Source organism: Archaeoglobus sp. UBA230 (genome assembly GCA_002507545.1).
Classification (GTDB): Archaea; Halobacteriota; Archaeoglobi; order Archaeoglobales; family Archaeoglobaceae; genus Archaeoglobus.
This window is the reverse complement of sequence record DAVR01000048.1, coordinates 21,690-38,355: the sequence shown is the minus strand read 5'-3', so window position 1 is coordinate 38,355 and position 16,666 is coordinate 21,690. Positions and strand designations below refer to the sequence as shown.

Annotated in this window: 18 protein-coding genes; 12 read left to right on the top strand and 6 right to left on the bottom strand. The window is 44.8% G+C overall.

The features are described 5' to 3' along the window. Nucleotides 1-71 precede the first annotated feature (71 nt). Both BP688_RS13220 and BP688_RS13215 read left to right on the top strand, forming a co-directional pair. Nucleotides 72-440: a cell division protein SepF gene (locus BP688_RS13220; protein WP_290595772.1), complete on the top strand. Its 369-nt coding sequence runs from the start codon at nucleotides 72-74 to the stop codon at nucleotides 438-440. Continuing rightward, nucleotides 437-1,021: a ZPR1 zinc finger domain-containing protein gene (locus BP688_RS13215; RefSeq protein ID WP_290595770.1), complete on the top strand. Its 585-nt coding sequence runs from the start codon at nucleotides 437-439 to the stop codon at nucleotides 1,019-1,021. Before BP688_RS13220 ends, BP688_RS13215 begins: the two co-directional genes overlap by 4 nt. Here the strand turns inward: BP688_RS13215 and BP688_RS13210 are convergent. After that, nucleotides 978-1,244 (bottom strand): twin-arginine translocase TatA/TatE family subunit, encoded by a 267-nt coding sequence (locus BP688_RS13210; protein ID WP_290595768.1) that lies wholly within the window; start codon nucleotides 1,242-1,244, stop codon nucleotides 978-980. The genes BP688_RS13215 and BP688_RS13210 overlap by 44 nt on opposite strands. A gap of 103 nt (nucleotides 1,245-1,347) precedes the next feature. Here BP688_RS13210 and BP688_RS13205 point away from each other — a divergent pair, with 103 nt between their 5' ends. The 6 genes from BP688_RS13205 to BP688_RS13180 are packed head-to-tail and all read left to right on the top strand — an operon-like array spanning nucleotide 1,348 to nucleotide 7,875. Continuing rightward, a complete protein-coding gene (locus BP688_RS13205) occupies nucleotides 1,348-2,559 on the top strand; it encodes an MFS transporter (RefSeq protein WP_290595766.1) in 1,212 nt (403 codons plus the stop codon). Nucleotides 2,560-2,568: 9 nt separating this feature from the next. After that, complete coding sequence (locus BP688_RS13200) at nucleotides 2,569-4,215, top strand: thiamine pyrophosphate-binding protein (protein ID WP_290595764.1); 1,647 nt, start codon at nucleotides 2,569-2,571, stop codon at nucleotides 4,213-4,215. A gap of 1 nt (nucleotide 4,216) precedes the next feature. Beyond that, a complete protein-coding gene (locus tag BP688_RS13195) occupies nucleotides 4,217-5,143 on the top strand; it encodes an NAD-dependent epimerase/dehydratase family protein (RefSeq protein WP_290595763.1) in 927 nt (308 codons plus the stop codon). Continuing rightward, the gene (locus BP688_RS13190) at nucleotides 5,143-6,006 is read left to right on the top strand and encodes a 3-hydroxyacyl-CoA dehydrogenase family protein (RefSeq protein ID WP_290595762.1); all 864 of its coding nucleotides are present in this window, start codon (nucleotides 5,143-5,145) and stop codon (nucleotides 6,004-6,006) included. The genes BP688_RS13195 and BP688_RS13190 overlap by 1 nt, the downstream gene beginning before the upstream one ends. Further along, a complete protein-coding gene (locus BP688_RS13185; RefSeq protein WP_290595761.1) occupies nucleotides 6,003-6,737 on the top strand; it encodes a sulfite exporter TauE/SafE family protein in 735 nt (244 codons plus the stop codon). Before BP688_RS13190 ends, BP688_RS13185 begins: the two co-directional genes overlap by 4 nt. After that, nucleotides 6,730-7,875: an iron-containing alcohol dehydrogenase gene (locus BP688_RS13180; RefSeq protein WP_290595760.1), complete on the top strand. Its 1,146-nt coding sequence runs from the start codon at nucleotides 6,730-6,732 to the stop codon at nucleotides 7,873-7,875. The genes BP688_RS13185 and BP688_RS13180 overlap by 8 nt, the downstream gene beginning before the upstream one ends. Here BP688_RS13180 and BP688_RS13175 read toward each other — a convergent pair. Then, on the bottom strand, nucleotides 7,862-8,434 hold the full coding sequence (locus BP688_RS13175) for a hypothetical protein (RefSeq protein ID WP_290595759.1): 573 nt from the start codon (nucleotides 8,432-8,434) through the stop codon (nucleotides 7,862-7,864). The genes BP688_RS13180 and BP688_RS13175 overlap by 14 nt on opposite strands. A gap of 75 nt (nucleotides 8,435-8,509) precedes the next feature. Between BP688_RS13175 and BP688_RS13170 the strand changes: the two genes are divergently transcribed. Genes BP688_RS13170 through hisC form a run of 4 tightly spaced genes read left to right on the top strand, consistent with a single transcriptional unit; the run spans nucleotide 8,510 to nucleotide 11,950 of the window. Then, the gene (locus tag BP688_RS13170) at nucleotides 8,510-9,529 is read left to right on the top strand and encodes a rod shape-determining protein (protein WP_290595758.1); all 1,020 of its coding nucleotides are present in this window, start codon (nucleotides 8,510-8,512) and stop codon (nucleotides 9,527-9,529) included. Further along, the gene (locus BP688_RS13165) at nucleotides 9,526-10,059 is read left to right on the top strand and encodes a hypothetical protein (RefSeq protein ID WP_290595757.1); all 534 of its coding nucleotides are present in this window, start codon (nucleotides 9,526-9,528) and stop codon (nucleotides 10,057-10,059) included. Before BP688_RS13170 ends, BP688_RS13165 begins: the two co-directional genes overlap by 4 nt. Continuing rightward, nucleotides 10,049-10,921 carry an LLM class flavin-dependent oxidoreductase gene (locus BP688_RS13160; RefSeq protein WP_290623272.1) on the top strand — a complete coding sequence of 291 codons (873 nt, stop codon included), beginning with the start codon at nucleotides 10,049-10,051 and terminating at the stop codon, nucleotides 10,919-10,921. Before BP688_RS13165 ends, BP688_RS13160 begins: the two co-directional genes overlap by 11 nt. A 3-nt stretch (nucleotides 10,922-10,924) precedes the next feature. Continuing rightward, nucleotides 10,925-11,950, top strand: a complete 1,026-nt coding sequence (gene hisC / locus BP688_RS13155; protein WP_290595754.1) for a histidinol-phosphate transaminase — start codon at nucleotides 10,925-10,927, stop codon at nucleotides 11,948-11,950. Here the strand turns inward: hisC and BP688_RS13150 are convergent. From BP688_RS13150 to BP688_RS13135, 4 genes are read right to left on the bottom strand one after another with little or no spacing between them, the layout of a single operon-like run. Continuing rightward, the gene (locus BP688_RS13150) at nucleotides 11,942-12,478 is read right to left on the bottom strand and encodes a hypothetical protein (protein ID WP_290595752.1); all 537 of its coding nucleotides are present in this window, start codon (nucleotides 12,476-12,478) and stop codon (nucleotides 11,942-11,944) included. The genes hisC and BP688_RS13150 overlap by 9 nt on opposite strands. 4 nt (nucleotides 12,479-12,482) lie before the next feature. Beyond that, nucleotides 12,483-13,925 carry a hypothetical protein gene (locus BP688_RS13145; RefSeq protein ID WP_290595750.1) on the bottom strand — a complete coding sequence of 481 codons (1,443 nt, stop codon included), beginning with the start codon at nucleotides 13,923-13,925 and terminating at the stop codon, nucleotides 12,483-12,485. Beyond that, nucleotides 13,922-14,641: a hypothetical protein gene (locus BP688_RS13140; protein ID WP_290595748.1), complete on the bottom strand. Its 720-nt coding sequence runs from the start codon at nucleotides 14,639-14,641 to the stop codon at nucleotides 13,922-13,924. The genes BP688_RS13145 and BP688_RS13140 overlap by 4 nt, the downstream gene beginning before the upstream one ends. Nucleotides 14,642-14,671: 30 nt before the next feature. After that, entirely contained in the window at nucleotides 14,672-16,570 is a 1,899-nt protein-coding gene (locus BP688_RS13135; protein WP_290595746.1) for a hypothetical protein, read from the bottom strand. Between the last annotated feature and the right edge of the window lie 96 nt (nucleotides 16,571-16,666).

The following is a 16,666-nucleotide window of genomic DNA, read 5'->3' as shown; positions in this document are numbered from 1 at the left end:
AAATTTTTTGGGACTATACAATTGCAAAAAATCTTTAAATACTTTAAATCAAAAATAGCTCTGGTGAAATCATGGGGCTTATAGACAAGATTCTCGGTAAGTCTGAAAGGATCAACATAGACGAGTATGAGGAGCTTGATCTGAGTGAGTATGAGGCGGAAATTACCAGCGGTGCTGCCACTTTCATAAGAGTGGCTGAAGTAACCGGGTTAAATGAAATTCCGGAGATAAAAAGGGAGATTTACGATGGAAACATCGTGGTGGCAGATATAGCGTTCATTAAGCACGACAAGCTTACACTTGATAGGGTGCTTAAAGACCTCAGGCAGCTTGCAGAAGATGTAAAGGGAGATATTGTAGGGCTTGGGGAGGATTATGTTATCGTAACACCTACGGGAATAAAGGTTGACAGAAACAAGATCAGGAGCACAGGCAGATGATACCCTGCCCAAGCTGTGGGAGAGAGCTTAAAGCGGTCGTAACGACATACGATGTACCATTTTTTGGAAAGGTCTTGCTCACTTCAATTAGCTGTGAATGTGGATTTAAGCATTCTGATTCTGTTGTCGTTGACACAAAAGAGCCGACGAGGTACATGATCAAGATAAACCGCCATAACCTCTACACGAAGGTAATAAGGTCAACTTCAGGAACAATCAGAATTCCAGAGGTTGGGGTGAGTGTTGAGCCTGGCCCAGCCAGTCAAGCCTTTATAACAAATCTTGAAGGTGTGCTGGACAGAGTTGAAAAAGTTGTGAGGACTGCCATGAGATGGAATGCTGAAGATGAAGAGAAGGTCAAGAGATGCGAATGGATTCTTGAACGTATCAGAAATACGATTGAGGGGGATGAAGAGCTCACCCTGATCCTTGAAGACCCCTTTGGAAACAGCATGATTATCTCAGATGAGGCTTTCAGAGAAATTATGAGCAAAGAGGAGGCTGAGGGATTGAAGAAAGGTCTTACCGTGCTCGAAATCACTGGTCTGAGCGAGGAGGAGCTTCTTGAGAGAGGTCTTTGACTTCGCTTAACAACTTCTCGTAATTCTCCTTAGCCTTTTTTTTCACTTCCTCGTCATCTAAGAGCTTTATACCATAGATGACTTCAAGCTCAATCATTCTTTTCGCCTTCTTGTACTCTCCGTAGAGCTTTCCGAGTTGCCTTGCAAAATCAGTAAGCTTATCAGGACCCATGAAGATTATCGCGGCGATGATTATCAGCACTACTTCCCCCCAACCGAGCATTATACATTTTTTCTCAGGAAAGTATATCAAGTTTTTCCGGTAGTGTGCATTTGTGCACATTTATTTGCATAAATCTTTTAGTTTATTAATCTATGAAAAATCTATGGCTGAGATTAAATTCACAAAGTTTGAGAAGCTCATAGTTTTGATTGCCGCTGCAATAGGCTGGTCGCACGATGCTGTCGGTCTGACGATCCTCAACTTTCTTGCAGAGCCAATCATGAAAGAGTTTGGTGTTGGCACGCTTGAAATTGGCTTTGTTTTTTCTGCCCAGTATATTTTCTGCATTTTCGGTGCAATGCTTTTCGGCGAGCTTGGGGACAGATTCGGAAGGAAGAACGCTCTAATCCTCTCAATACTGTGGGTCGTTATTTTTAGCATTTTATCAGCATTTGCCCCAAACTTCTGGACTCTTGCAGTCCTAAGATTGATCTCCGGTATGGGTGTAACATGGGGTTTGGCTTTTACCTATATGAGTGAGTTTTACTCTCCAAAAAGACGTGGACTGTTTGGTGGGTTGATTCATGCAACCTTTGTATTTGGCTTCATACTCTCCGCCCTCTCCGTCTCTCTGATTTACCCGATTTACGGTTGGAGAGCCTGCTTCTTCATAGTTCTGTATCCTATCCCATTCCTAATCCTCTTTGCCAAGTATCTTCCCGAATCCAGAATTTGGGAGAAGCACGGTGCAGAGGGTGAAAAGTCTCTTAGACTAAAAGAGATAGTGAAAAACAGGACGTATCTAAAGCTGATGATACTCGCAACCTTCCTCTTCTGGTTAGCCGAATTTGCCTACCACACGATAGTTGACTGGTCTCCGACATTCATCATAAGGGAGTTCGGTTATCGCCCTGAAGAGGCGAGCATGATAGTTCTGAGAATTTCTCTTGTTGCTCTAATCGTTTTACCCTTTGTAGGCTTCGTGAGTGACTACATAGGCAGGAGGGTTAGCTTCGCCATATCCTCGGCAGTGGGGTTGATTGGCTGCATACTCCTTGGTTACTTCACTTTGGTGAATTACAACCAGAATCTGGCTCTGCTCTCGCTCTTCATAATTCCAATTGGATTCGGTTCTCATGCCCTCTTCGGAGTTTGGAGTAGTGAAATGTTTCCGACGAGAGTAAGGGCAACAGCAACATCTGTTATCTTCAGCATTGCAAGGGGCTTATCTGTCGGTGGACTGGTTGTTGGGTATGTGGCAACCTTTTCGAGCATCCTCTACGGCATGCTTCTGGGCGGAATAGCCTTCTTGCTCATGTGTCTGATGCCATGGCTATTGCCAGAAACTAAGGGTAAGGAGTTGGATGAGTTCTGAGGTGAGAAAATGAATGGAGCGGAAATAGTAGCGAAGTCTTTGCTGAGGGAGGGGATAAAGTGTGCCTTTGCCCTGCCAAGCGGTGAGATTCTACCGGTGTGTGAATACCTGAGAGACGAGGGTGTGGAGGTCATATTCACAAGGCACGAGCAGGCTGCCGGAAATGCTGCCGATGGCTACGCACGTGTGACAAGAGGTGCAGGACTTTGCATTGTCCCAACAGGACCGGGGCTGGCAAACTTAATGCCAGCTCTTGCTCAAGCCTATTACGCCTCAAGCCCGGTTGTTGCTATTGCCGGACACAGCAGGTATGCCAATTTGGACAGAAACGCCTTCGAGGAGATTGACGGCCATCTGTGGGTGAAGGAGTATACCAAGTGGTCAAGACTCGTGCCCTTCACGCAAAGACTGCATGAATACGTTCAAGAAGCTTTCAGGAGAGCCTTATCTGGCAGATTTGGGCCAGTGATGCTTGAGATACCGAAGGACGTTTTAAACTCAGACTGTAACTCGGAAATCGAATTCGCCGATCCAGAAAACTATCGCTACACTGGAAGAGTTGGCTGCGAGGAGAAATACATTTTGAGGGTAATCGAATTGCTAAAGGATGCTGAAAAACCATTGATAGTTGCTGGCTCTGGAGTTTACTGGAGCAAAGCGGAAAATTTGCTTCTGGAATTTGCTGAAAGACTGTCAGTTCCCGTGTGCGTAAGCGGACTTGGTTACTGCTGTATCCCAGGAGACCATAAACTGTTTGCCGGTCAAGCGTCAGCCTCGCCTGTTGTGGGCGAAAGTGATTTTCTGCTTGTTCTTGGAACAAGATTCGACGAATTTCTTGGTTTTGGACAGAAATTTGCAAAGAATGCAAAGGTTGTTCATGTGGATGTTGATCCAAAGGAAGTGGCCAAGAACAGGTATGTTAATGTTGCGGTATGCTGTGATACGGGATTCTTCCTCGCAAATGCCCTCCGCCTCCTTGATTCTATTCCAAAATTCGACAGATGGGCTGAGAGAGTTCAGATGACTGTTGGCAACATAAATAAAATGTTTGATGAGGCTGCCAAAGGCGATGAGAAGCCGATGAAACCCCAAAGACTTATGAAAGAGCTTTCTGAAATCCTGAGAAGGGATGACCTTGTTGTTCTCGATGGTGGTGAAACAACTGCCTGGGGACTGCTTTACTTCAGGTCGGGAAAAGTTATTGCATCCCAAGGCCCATTTGGGCATCTTGGCGCTGGTGTGCCTATGGGTATTGCTGTAAAGGCTGTGGAACCCGAAAAAAGGGTTTTTGTTGTAACTGGTGATGGGAGCTTTCTGTTTAATGGGATTGAGATAGACACTGCCGTCAGGCACAGTTTGCAGATTGTGGTTGTGGTTGTAAATGATTCTGCATGGGGACTGGTCAACCACACGAGGCTTCTGACGACAAAGTCTGAAGAGAGGGCAAAGTATGGCGTCATGCTTAATGAAAATGTCAGATACGACAGGTTTGCCGAGAGCCTTGGAGCATACGGGGAGCTTGTTACCGATCCAGGAGAGGTAAAAGAGGCTGTGAAGAGGGCACTGGATTCTGGATTACCTGCCGTTCTGGACGTGAGAGTGAAGCTTGAAGAAATATCACCTCTTGCCTACCTTCTTTCCACTTCGGAGGGTTAAAATGGCAGTTCTCATTACAGGCGGATCGGGATTTCTTGGAAGGTTTGTTGCGTCTTACTTCAAAGACCCGATTATTCTTGACCTGAAAGAGGGTAAGAAGGGTATTTTTGAACTCGGCAGTGTTACAGCATGGTCGGACATTGCAAGAGTATTCAGAGAGTATGAGATTGATGGAGTTGTTCATGCCGCTGCTGAACTTTCCATCAAGGCTGAAAAAAGCCACGTTGATACCTTCAAAGTAAACGTTGAAGGCACCCTGAATATCCTTGAGGCATGCAGACTGTTCGATGTTGAGAAGGTTGTGTTCACGAGCAGCCACTCTGTTTACGGTTTGAGGAGTCAGCCTATATCTGAATTCTCCTTTCGTGATCCCTCGACATTCTACGGTGCTACCAAGGCCTGCTCCGAAATTCTCGGCATATACTATGGCTATGCTTATGGCATAGATTTTAGGATTGTCAGATTCCCCATTCTAATTGGCCCTTTCAGAAGAGGGATGGGAGCAAGTGTTACCTTCTCCACCTTAATTGATGATGCTTTTTTCAGTGGAACAGCCGTCATTTCACTGCCACCTGAAACCCGGCTACCGGTTCTCTACGTTAAGGATGCTGCAGATTTGATATTTAGCCTTTATGAAAAGAAAAAGGTTTCCAGACCTATATTCAATGCTGGTGGCATTCCCATCTCCCTTGGAGAACTTGTTGATGCCGTCAAAAGGCTGTTTCCTGATTTTAAGCCGAAATTTGATATCAGTGGCGAAGCAAGGAAAATTGCTGAAAGCTGGACGCTGATGACTGAGTTTGTGGATAAGTCGGGAATTCTGAAGAGATACAGCAGGATTGACGAGCTTGGATGGGAAATAAGATGGGACGACATTGATAAAATCGTTGAAGACCACGTTAGAACTCTTAAAGAGGAGGTGAGTTGATGAAGATTTTCATCGCCGGAGCAGGACTCATGGGTCAGGGGATTGCCTTGGATGTGGCAAGAAAGAACGATGTAGTCCTTTACGATGTGAGTGAACAGGCTCTGGAGAATGCCAAAAAAGTGATCGGAGAAATGGCGAAGAGGGTCAAGATTGAGGGCGAGATCAGCTTCACACAAAACATGGAGGAGGCGAGGACATGTGATCTCGTTATTGAGGCCGTTGTTGAAAGTCTTGAAGTGAAAACGGAGGTGTTGAAGAAAATTGAAAAACTAACCAACGCTCCGCTGTGTTCCAACACATCCGTTATTTGCGTCAATGACATTGCTGAAAGGCTCGATGAAAGAGAAAGGTTTCTCGGCGTCCACTGGATGAATCCTCCCTATGTCATGCCCCTTGTTGAGGTTGTTTTATCCAAATACACCGACCAGAAAGTGGCGAGCTTCGTGGATAATCTTCTGAAGGATTTGGGTAAAGAGGTTGTTTTCTGCATGAATCAGTCCATCGTCAACAGGTTCAACGCCGCTGTTTTAAGCGAGGCTTCAAAGATGATTGAGGAAGGTGTCAGAGTTGAGGATATTGACAAGGTTTGGAGGTTTCATCTCGGCATCCTCTACACACTCTTCGGACCTATGGGAAATGTAGACTACATAGGTCTTGATGTTGTTTACTACGCGTCTCTCTATCTATACCAGAGATTCAGGGACGAGAAGTTCAAACCATCTCACTGGCTGTTGGAGAAGGTGGATAAGGGAGAGCTTGGCGTAAAAACGGGAAAGGGGATTTACGAGTATCAGGATATTGAGAGAGCGTATGTTGAGAGAGTTGAGAGAATCGAAAAAATGCTTAAGTTTCTACTAAAATGACGCCACTAACACTGGCTATAATGTGTCTGCTAACTCTCATAGCCTTCACAATCAGAGTAGTTACAGGCTTTGGAAGTGCAATCTTTCTCTCACCAATTTTCTCCAACATTCTGCCACCGAAGGAGGCCGTGGTTCTTCTGATCCTCCTCGAATCCTTAGTAAACATAATTTTCGTTTTTAGGGAGAAACTGAACTTCAGCATAAGGGAGATTTATTTCGGAGGATTTGCTGGCGTTGCGGCAGGTATATTTCTTTTCGGAATTGCATCTCAGGAGATTGTGGGATTGCTGATTGGATTGGGGATGGGTATTTTAGCCTCGCTGATGCTTTTCGGTGTGAGTTTTAGAGTTAGAAGAGCTAAGCCCATGTTTTTAACTTTGGGATTTGTAAGCGGTATCATGGGCGTTTTAACCGGTGTAAACGGGCCACAAATAGTGATTGGCCTTGCAAATCAGGGATACAACGGTGCTTTCATTCGCAGTTTCATGATAACGTATCTTGTGGTGATAGACACGGTGACACTTTCAGCCTTTGTCGCTTTCGGGCATGTTAGCTATGGGGTGCTGACCAAACTCGTTTTTCTCGCCCCTTTTGTTGCTGCAGCCTATTTTACAGGCAGGAAAATACTCGGAAGGCTTGATGGGGAGAGCTTAAAGAGGATAATGCTTGGTGTCGTGATAGTTCTGTCTGCGATACTTGTCGTCAGATACGGGGGTGGTTTGTTTGGATAGCTTCACCTTCAGCTGCGTTAAAGTTGTTTTCGGGCTTGACCGCATCAAAGAGTTGGACAAGGAGGTTAGGAGGGTTGGGGGTAAGAAAGTAGTGATCATCACAGATATAGCAATGAAGAGGGTTGGGGAGGAGATATGTGAGATTTTAAAGGAATTTGACTGCGAACTCTGGAGCAAGGTCGAACCAGAGCCTGAAATTGGTATTGTTGATGAAGTTCTCAACAATACTGAATTTGACACGGTCGTTGGTGTTGGTGGGGGAAGCACTCTTGACGTTGCAAAGCTCTCAGCAGTTGCAGCAGGTAAAGGTTTGAATGTCTCAGAATTTATCGGAAAAGAGCTTCCAGAAAGAAGCGCAAAGCTCATCCTCTGCCCCACAACCGCAGGGACTGGTTCAGAAGTTACAAAGCTTGCGGTGTTTAAAATTCCGGGAAGGGAAGTTAAGTACGTTTTTGACAGTGAATCTCTGTATGCTGACATCGCTGTTGTTGACCCCAAGCTAACACTTTCTGCACCTCCTGAAGTGACAGCAAATGCAGGAATTGACGCGATCTGTCACGCCATTGAAGCATACACATCCATCCTCGCAAATCCCGTAACGGACATGTTTGCTGAGCAAGCCATAAAAATTGGTGCAAAAGCCGTCAGAGAAGCTTACTCGAACGGAAAAAACCTTAAAGCTCGTGCAGAGATGTCCTACGCCTCCCTTCTTGCTGGAATAGCATTTAACGTTGCAGGAACTTCTCTCGGTCACGCTCTCGGCTATGCCCACTCTTATATCCACAAAAGCCCTCATGGAAGAAGCGTTGGGATTACGATGCCCTACGTTCTGCAGTACAATGCAATAGCAGATTTGGAAAAGCATGCCAAAATATCCCAGCTTCTCGGAGTGGATGTTGATGGAATGTCGCTTAGGGATGCTGCCCTACACTCGGGAGTCGGATTCATGAAACTTCTTGAAGACCTATGCATCCCCACAAAGCTTTTCGATGTCGGAGCGAGTGAAGATGATGTTGACGAGATAGTTGAGAGAATCTTCCTGAGCGAGAGGCACGTGTCGAGAAATCCCAGAGTTGTGAAGAAAGATGAGATGAGAGAGTTAGTAAAAAAGGCGATTTACGGGACTATCTACAGCTAATACGGCTAAAAACCACCGAGAAGCCGTTAACCGTAATGGTGTCAACGCTCATCTCGTAGCTGTCAGAGTAATATTTATCGAAAAGGTATTTGATCAAGTTTAAGTGAATCTCCGAAACAGCCAAGCTTCTCATGTCATGATAGAACACGAAATTGATCTTGTTTTCGATCCTCTCAACCTCCACATGCTCTGCTCTGTTCAAAATTTGCCAGAGCTTACTCACGTTCTCAAGCAACTCCTCCAAGCTGAGGTCACTTATCGGTCTCTTTGAGATGTACTTTACAGCCATTTCCAACATACTCTCCTTCACAGCCCTCTCTGTATCCCTTTCAGCAAGAGCAGTGTAGTGGTCTTTAGCACACAGTGTGAAATTCAATTCTTTGACGAAGCTAAGAAGGAGGATGTCATAATCACTCACGTTTTTGACGTTTTCAGAATTATAAAGCAAGCTAACAGCTTTTTCAATGATATTACTCAATGTTTTGTACTCCTTTTTCAGCTCCTCGATTTTTCTGTATGTTTCGGGTGATATGGTTGTGTGAACTCTCACTTTTGGCATGGGCTTTTGTCAGCACATCCCTTTAAAACTGTAACCTCGAAGAAATTTTTTATATAACACAACTCAACTTACTTCATGCGACCGATTGGTGTTGACATCGGAACGAATTACACAAAGATCACCGCTGATGGTAAAAACGTTCTGGTTTATCCTTCCATTGTTGCCTATGGTGAAGAGAAAGACTGGAGCCTAAAAGGAGAATCAAAGAGTGTTTATGTTGGAGATGAAGCTCTCTCCATAGTTCACTCTATGGAAAATGTAGAGGTATTGAGACCCTTACATGAGGGTAGAGTTCTGCACACATCGTATTTTGAACTTGCCAGATACGGCATAGAGAAGTTAAAAGCAGAAAACAATTCAATAATTGCCACAGGTTTACCTGTCAAATCATCGAGAAAGGAAAGAGAGGAGCTTAAAAGAGAAATGGAGTCAGAGCTAAAGGCGCAGGTTCTCATATTTCCAGAGCCCGTAGGAACCATGGCTTATATGGGGATTGAAACTGGAGTTTGCGTTGACATAGGTTTCGGAACGACGGATGTCCTTGTGATTGCAGATATGGAGTATCTGAAGGGTGACACGATGCTTATGGGTGTGGACAAGCTCTATGAAAATCTGGAGGTGGCAGTGAGGAACAGAATCGGAATCAGCATAACTCCGGAGGAGATGACAAAGCTGCTAACGACTGAAGGATATGAGGTTGGAAGAATCAGAAGTGGAAAGAAGGTAAGCGTAAGCAGAGAAGAGATAATGGCTGAATACGAGAACCTTGTTGATTCGTGGGTAGAGAGAATCGCCAGTAGAGTAAAGCTTGTGCTTGAAGGGCTTTCAACAATGCTTGTGGAGAACTTCACAATCACTGGCGGAGGAAGTATGCTTCCGGGAGTTTATGAGATGTTTCAGGAAAGTTTCAAGGATATTGGTGAGGTTAAGAGGCCCGACGACCCGATAAAGGCAAACTCTATTGGATATTACATGCTCGCAAAAACCATGGCTGGAGAAGAGGGCGAAAAAGAGGGGAGTGAGGAAGGGTCCGAAGAAATTTTAGATGCTGATGAGAAAGGGAGAGTTAGAAAGGGGAGGAAGGGCAGGAAATGAAGGTAACTGTTGACATACCACCGGATATGGAGAGACTGCTGATGAAGAAGTGTGAAGAAGCAAATGTATCCCCATCAGAGTTCATTTACCTTCTGCTTGAGTGGTATTTCTACAAGAGGCAGAAGAGAGCAGAAAGTACAGGAGAACTCAATGAATTTCTCAGAGTTGCAAAGGAAATTTCAGAGGAGAGAGTAAGATACTGCAAGTTCAGTGATGGTGCATATTGCGCCATCGAAACCTTTGAAGATGTTTTTTCCGACAAAGAACCTGTCCCCATATCACCCTACAGATGCCTGTTCTGTCTGTACTACGTGGACAGAAGGAAAGACAGGAGAAAAACTGAGTTCAGAGAATTAACCGAAGCAAAGATGTATGATTTGGCAAAGATTGCAGCAAAATTCGTGGTAGAACTTTACGGCGACAGACTTGGTTACAGACCGAAAACTAAGAGTGATAAGGTCATGGATGCGGGAGAGGATGAAGAGAAATTGCCAAAAAAGGCAGGTGTTAAAAAGCTCCTTGACTGGTAGAGTTGGACTGAACATAAATGGCGATCTGAGTGAGAAGGAGATTATAGAGAGGGTAAAACTGGCTGAAATTGCTGGAATAAGGATGATTTGGGTGGGTGAGTTTGAAGGCTTTGTTGATCCCTTTGTGGTTGCAGAGATAATAAGCAATGCCTCGAGAAACCTCAATGTTGGTTTCGGGATACTATCGGTTAGTCGAAGAAGCTGTGAGGAGATAGTTGAGGGCTTCGAGGCGCTAAGGCAGAGGTATGGTGACAGATACATTTTAGGATTGGGTGTAGGAGATAACGCTAAAGCTTTTCAAAAACTGAAGGAGTGTATTGAGAGGGTATCAGGCTGCTGTGTGGTAGGAGCAGGCTCACCCGGAACGCTGAAGCTTGCGTCCAAGACTGATGGAGTGCTATACAATTCCGTTAACACTAAATTTATCCGATGGATGGATGGATTTGTTGAAGGAGATGTCTTCAAAGCTGCTTACGGTCCAGCACTTCTCCTTCCGAGCGAGTTCGAAGAGGACTTGATTATTGCCGCATCAATCGTCTTTCTCGGCAGTAAAAGGCTTATCTCGGAGTTTAAGATGGAAGATATTGCTGAGGAAATTTCAAAGGTTGACATTATGGAGCTTGTAGAATTGAGAAGATCAGGTAGAAGTATAAAGAAGAGTGACGATGCAGAAAAGCTATTCAAACACAGAGAGTTTCTACTAAATAATTTCACTATTTCCGGTGGGATTTCAGAGGTTGGTAGGGAGATAAAAAAGTTGCTTGAAATCTGCGATCATGTGGTTCTCGCAGACCCATTCTTCCGAGATTTAAGTTCTATGAGGATGTTGAGTGTACTGGCAGATATGATCGAGGGAGGATGAAGAATGAGAGAGGTAATCAGGTTTATCAATCCCTACGATCCCGGCATGTTCCCTGAAGATTTTCCGTCGAGAGATGTTATTCAGCTCGGTTCAAATGAGAATCCCTATGAGCCAAGTGAAGAAGTCAAAAAAGCCTACCTTGATTCAATACGAGCGATAAACCAGTATCCGAAGGCAGATTACAGAAGACTGAAGGAGGCGATTTCAGATTACACAGGCTTTCCAATCGAAAACATAGCTGTGGGCTGTGGGGCATCTGAGCTTATACAATCCGTCTGCAATGTGATAATTGATGAACTTGATAAAGTTGTCATTCCCATGCCGTCCTACACCCTATACGCAATCTACGCGATGCTCAGAAGCGCTTCCATAAGCTTTCCGGTGTTTGAAGGGTATGTGGTAGATCCAGAGGTTATAGCTACGGAAAAACCTAAGCTGACCTTCCTGTGCTCACCCAACAACCCGACTGGGAATACAATCGAAAGAAGAGTTGTTGAAGAGGTAGCTATGCATTCCGACTATGTCGTGCTTGATGAGGCGTATGTTGAGTTTTCCGGAAAAAGCTGTATTGATCTGGTAAACGAGCTTGATAATTTGATAGTCCTGAGAAGCTTCTCCAAGTATTTCGGCCTCGCGGGTATGAGAGTGGGATACGCTGTTTGCAACGCGGATTTGGCTGAGGCAATAGAGAAAGTTCGCCTGCCATTTGCGATAAGCCATCCTGCTGTGAACTCTGCAATAGCTGCGATAAAGTCGAAAGATTACTACGAGTCGGTAAAGGAAAAAATAGTTTCTGAGAGGGAGAGAGTGTTTTCAAAGCTTTCAAAAATTGACTGGCTTGAGCCCTACCCCTCAGAGGCAAACTTTATCCTCGTTAGAGTTCATTCAGAAAATGACCTTACAAGGAAACTTCTCGAAAAGGGGATAATAGTAAGAGATGCAAGCATCATGGGGCTTGATGGTGTGCATGTCCGCATAACCATTGGTAAAAAGGAGCAGAATGACAGGCTGCTGGAGGCTTTAAAATAAATCTTCTGCCCTGATAACCTCAACACCATCAATTTTCTTCTTCACATCACTTACAACCTTTGCCCTTAAATTTTTGGCAGCCACAATACTCTCCGCAAGCTCCATACCATGACTAAGATACTTTTTCACCTCCTCACTCGGAACATCAACCACTTCAAGGTTCATCATTGCACCAACCTTCGGAGGAAGATTTCTGTAATTCTGGCGAGTGACATAGACTTTCCCACCATAGTTCCTCTTCATAAGCTCCATCACACCTTTTGAGTCCGCTACAATCCTTGTAGGCAGCTCAGGGAGGGGCATTGAGAGCAGAATGTAAACTCCTGCTGTCATCATAAGCCAAGTTACAATGAGGGTAACTATGGCAACCATGCCCTTAATAAATTCGCTGAGCCTTATTACGTCCAGTAGAACAAGAGCGAGAAATCCAAATAGCATAAAGGCTGTTGATATCAGCAGAGCAGCTATCGTATCTCTCTTCCTAACTTCTTTCACCAACTCTTCAAGTGTAACCTCAAGTTCGTCCATATTCTCACGCCCATTTTAGCTGTATGACAATGCATCCATTCCGCGCTGCAACTTCCGCTACCTCTCTTTTATCTGTTATCAGCGGCTTCTTCATTTTCAGCGCAACTGCGATGCACTCTGCATCATCTCTTTTCAGTCCAAGGTTCATAAACCTTTCAACTATACCCTCATCCGGCTCAATTACCGTACATCCCGGAAAGGCATTGGATGGTGTGGAGTAAAGTCTTCTACCATACGCCCTGATCAGAGCATAGTTACGCGGGGTTATCAAATCGCGAGCAACAACAACACCCCTTCTCGTCATTACGGGGAATAGTACAGTTGCGAAGAAAAGACCGTAGGCGGCTGGTAACATCATCGCAACGTAGTTTGTTGCCTCTTCAATACCGATCTGCGGTATTACTGTCTCAGGAAGATTTACTGAAATGGGCACTGGTTGAGCTACCGGTTGTCCCGGTTGTGGTGCAGGGGCAGGTGGTGCTGGTGGGGGAAGCGGAGCAGGTGGTACTGCTACTCTGGCACCTCCCCCAACACCTCCTGCACCTACACCAGCACCGGTGTAGTTGAAACCCTTGAGCACACCATATCCAACAACAAAGCTGTTACCATTTTTTGTAGCGGGTATAATAATGGCTTCACATGAGTCAGAAATCTTAGCTCTCGCCCTCATGTAAAATATCGGAGGAGTTGCACTCGTTACGGGTGGGGCTGAGAAGGATTTGTTCTCACCAGCTTTAAGAAAAACGCTTGTGTTGAACAGTTCATTCTTCTTGGAGTTAATGATGTGCCAGGCTTCAAAATCCACACTAACGTCCCTGTTCAGGTTGTTCTGGAGATAAAAAGTAGCATACCAGTCGTTTCCCCTCTGCTCCTTCTCAACCGATATCTGAACTTCCACACCATACCTAATCGGAATTTGTTCCTCCAACTTGAAACTAATAGTTCCATCCGGGATTTCGAAGCTCGTGGTGTTCACCACTATCGAAAACTCAGAGCTTTTTCCTGCTGGGATGGATGTGTCAAAAGTTATATTTCCATTGGCAGAGCATCCGTAACACCTTTCAAATCCCCTAAAGATGGGAATCTGAATGTTTACATCAACGCTCTTAGTGTAGTCATTCCATACCTGGTAGGTTATGTTTGGGTAAATAACCTCTACGTCAACTCTGATTGGAAAATCTTCGCTTGGGAGCGTTTTGTAAGGGTCAATCTTTATGTTGATCCCCGGAGCAACATTCGGGATATAAATCTCCTCCCCTCTGTAATCCAGCTTTATATCATAAAGCCGGAAAGGAAAGCTGTTGGTGAAGTTAACGACTATCCAGTCTCTTCCAACCTCCTGAGACTCGTTGGGATAGAAAATAGCCTCCCTGTATTCGTAAATGCATGAATTTGTTATGGACATTGAGATAAAAACTGTGAGTATAACAACAATCAGCCACTTCATTTCCTCTTCAACCCTACAGCAGTTAGAACTACAGCGATTGCAAGCAAAGCACCCCAGAGAACGATGTAGCCCCTCACTGGAAGAAGTGGCAATGGTAGAATCGAAAATTCGGCAGTAAAGAAGGCAATCTTCCCTGCTGGAATACTGCTTTGCCAGAGCGGGTTATCTCCTGAGGGTTTTGGGTCTGCGTAGCAAAGATGCCAATCTGAATTCACATTTATTTCCACCCTCTTTATATCAATGTCTGTCCCGACGGGTATGGTTACAGTCTTGAAGAGAAGCCCAGTATCAACTATATCCGCATCATATTCCACCGTAAAACTCAGAGTTTTTCCCGGCTCTATTGGATACCAGATTTCATAGATTATACTCGTGTAGCCCTCTTTCTCATCCACACTCGATTTAAATTGCCTCTCGCTGGAATAAACTTTAACGTTGCTGACCTCAACTGCTACTCGCTGCTCTGTGAAGGGGATAGAGAGAAAACCCAATTTCACCGGCTGCACCTTCTGAAGCCTGATTTCACCAATTCCGGGTACTACGGGTTTGTCTATCAGGTTCTTTATCGTGATGTCATATCTTACATGAGCTTTACTGTTTAAATCCACATTGACCTTGAAATCCGAAATCTCCTCAACCTTTTGAGCATTTGCAATAGGTGTGGCAGAAATTAAAAGCAAAAGAATCAATAAGGCTGATACTGGAAACCTCACCATGGTAAAAAAATTGATGGGAAATTTAAAAAATTAACTTCTCCTCGTGTAAGTCATCACTGCAACAATTCCAGCAATCCCAGTGAGGAGAGCCATTACAGACTCGTAGCTTGTTGATGCTGCTCCACTCACAACCGTTATCCTCGGTGAAGTCTGCTCGTTCATGGAGAGCATTGGGTCAATACCGACGAGGAATGCGTCAAGGACTCTGAACTCCCCACTGCCTTGCATCTGGTAGAAGATAATCACTGACTGGTTGTTCTGGATTTCCGTTGGACTTGCCTGACCATTTCCATCTGCTCCTCCTGCCAATGGGTCGAGTCTCCAGTAGTAGGCTTTATCGTATCCGCTCATTGGAGTTCCTGTGCCGTTTCCTGCATACATCTGTGGCTTGTCAATCCAGTTACCGTCGGTCCTTGCATCCATCCAATCATTGTCCCAGTTATACTCACTGAAGTTCCTCGGAATCATATCGTAAACGTATACATACGGCGAATCCTGACCTCCAAGGTTCTCCACAACAAGCTTGACGTCGAATACATTGCTTCCAGCAGTTGTGTTTGCCTGCACGTATTTTGTGACCTTAATCAGATAGCTGCCGATTACGTAGATTTTCTCTATCACTACATACCTGCTGTTGTAGGTTGCATTGTATTTATTCATGGTAGTGCTGTTCACATACCACCCCTGTCCAGTGTCCTTGATCAGCTCGAAGGTGGCGTTTGCCCAGATTATCGGCACGTTGCTGTATTCAAACTGTATGTTGCTTGTCGTATACGTGTCACCAGAAGTTAGCTGCTGATTTGGCTTTTCCTCGATCGGTCCATAGATTACGTTCGTGAATGAGCCAGTTGACGTGGCGTAGAGGGTAACATTCCTGAGAACGTAGGTAAGCCCACTCGCGGTGTTCTTTACCGTTGCATTGCCTTTCCACACAACCCACTCCCCAGTTGCGTTCTGGAATGGTCCACTCTTGTTAACGGCGATACTCGCGTTCCCGTAGGCAAACACGTCAACAACCTTTGTCCCACTCACATTTCCGTCAAATGTGAATTCAAGGGCAGCAAAGCCGAACCTGTCAAGGAAATAGACTGCGTTATTTCCGCCATTATTGTTACCCTGAACAGTGAAGGAAATGTTGACGTCCTCGTTTCCTGCTGCGGAGGTGTTTAGTTTAATCCCAGTTACATCGAGTTCATCCGGGTCTGCTGTGCCCCATCCTCCGCTTGTCAGCACTGCACTTCCCTTATTCGTTGATGGATTAGATATTGGTCCAAGGCTCGTCCAGTTGTTGCTACCATAGTAATTCGAACTGCTGCTTAGATACTTGTAAACGTTCAAGTCCACATAGGGATTCGATATACCTATCCCACTGAAGAATGTTGTGTTGAGGCTGACGTTGAAAAATACTTCCCAGCTAACGTCTTTGTTAGCAGGTATCTTCGAAACGTTGTATCTTTCATCAATAATGAACGGGGCTGAGTTTGCGGTTCCCAGAGCACTATCATCCACATCGTAGAAGTAGCTTACCTTCTCCCCCGGTCTCAGGTGCGGAATTCTTATGAAGTAATTTGCGTTTGTGATATTCAGATTCTTTTTCACACTGTCCGGAACTCCTGATGGTAGTGATGTGTATAGATAAGCACCGGAAGACGAGTTATCGAAAACTTTGCTTGGCGTGCCAATGATATTACTCAGGTCTACCGCTATCCAGACACCATATAGATCATCATTCCCGTTATTCGTTATATTTACGTATCCAGTCACGTCCGTTGTGTAGTCGAACCCTGAACCTGTGTACTCGGCAGTTGTATTGATCTTCTCTTCAATGCTGATATCAAGCGGTGCTGCTGCTGAAGTGTTAATGATTGTTATTATTAGCGCCATCATCAGTGTAGCGAGCCCTATTTTCCCATATCTCCATCCACGCATGCTTGTAATGGTAATAAGCATATATAAAAAATTTTCGAGATTTTGAATAGTTGTGTCATTAAGTATATAGTAGAGACCGGAAATGTTTAATACCTC

What these genes read in the sequence shown, in the direction of transcription:
- BP688_RS13175 (WP_290595759.1), bottom strand. Translation starts at nt 8,434, where the DNA reads ATGCCAAAAGTGAGAGTTCACACAACCATATCACCCGAAACATACAGA.
- BP688_RS13140 (WP_290595748.1), bottom strand. Translation starts at nt 14,641, where the DNA reads ATGGTGAGGTTTCCAGTATCAGCCTTATTGATTCTTTTGCTTTTAATT.
- BP688_RS13170 (WP_290595758.1), top strand. Translation starts at nt 8,510, where the DNA reads ATGCGACCGATTGGTGTTGACATCGGAACGAATTACACAAAGATCACC.
- BP688_RS13135 (WP_290595746.1), bottom strand. Translation starts at nt 16,570, where the DNA reads ATGCGTGGATGGAGATATGGGAAAATAGGGCTCGCTACACTGATGATG.
- BP688_RS13145 (WP_290595750.1), bottom strand. Translation starts at nt 13,925, where the DNA reads ATGAAGTGGCTGATTGTTGTTATACTCACAGTTTTTATCTCAATGTCC.
- BP688_RS13190 (WP_290595762.1), top strand. Translation starts at nt 5,143, where the DNA reads ATGAAGATTTTCATCGCCGGAGCAGGACTCATGGGTCAGGGGATTGCC.
- BP688_RS13205 (WP_290595766.1), top strand. Translation starts at nt 1,348, where the DNA reads ATGGCTGAGATTAAATTCACAAAGTTTGAGAAGCTCATAGTTTTGATT.
- BP688_RS13165 (WP_290595757.1), top strand. Translation starts at nt 9,526, where the DNA reads ATGAAGGTAACTGTTGACATACCACCGGATATGGAGAGACTGCTGATG.
- hisC (WP_290595754.1), top strand. Translation starts at nt 10,925, where the DNA reads ATGAGAGAGGTAATCAGGTTTATCAATCCCTACGATCCCGGCATGTTC.
- BP688_RS13220 (WP_290595772.1), top strand. Translation starts at nt 72, where the DNA reads ATGGGGCTTATAGACAAGATTCTCGGTAAGTCTGAAAGGATCAACATA.
- BP688_RS13195 (WP_290595763.1), top strand. Translation starts at nt 4,217, where the DNA reads ATGGCAGTTCTCATTACAGGCGGATCGGGATTTCTTGGAAGGTTTGTT.
- BP688_RS13215 (WP_290595770.1), top strand. Translation starts at nt 437, where the DNA reads ATGATACCCTGCCCAAGCTGTGGGAGAGAGCTTAAAGCGGTCGTAACG.
- BP688_RS13200 (WP_290595764.1), top strand. Translation starts at nt 2,569, where the DNA reads ATGAATGGAGCGGAAATAGTAGCGAAGTCTTTGCTGAGGGAGGGGATA.
- BP688_RS13185 (WP_290595761.1), top strand. Translation starts at nt 6,003, where the DNA reads ATGACGCCACTAACACTGGCTATAATGTGTCTGCTAACTCTCATAGCC.
- BP688_RS13210 (WP_290595768.1), bottom strand. Translation starts at nt 1,244, where the DNA reads ATGCTCGGTTGGGGGGAAGTAGTGCTGATAATCATCGCCGCGATAATC.
- BP688_RS13150 (WP_290595752.1), bottom strand. Translation starts at nt 12,478, where the DNA reads ATGGACGAACTTGAGGTTACACTTGAAGAGTTGGTGAAAGAAGTTAGG.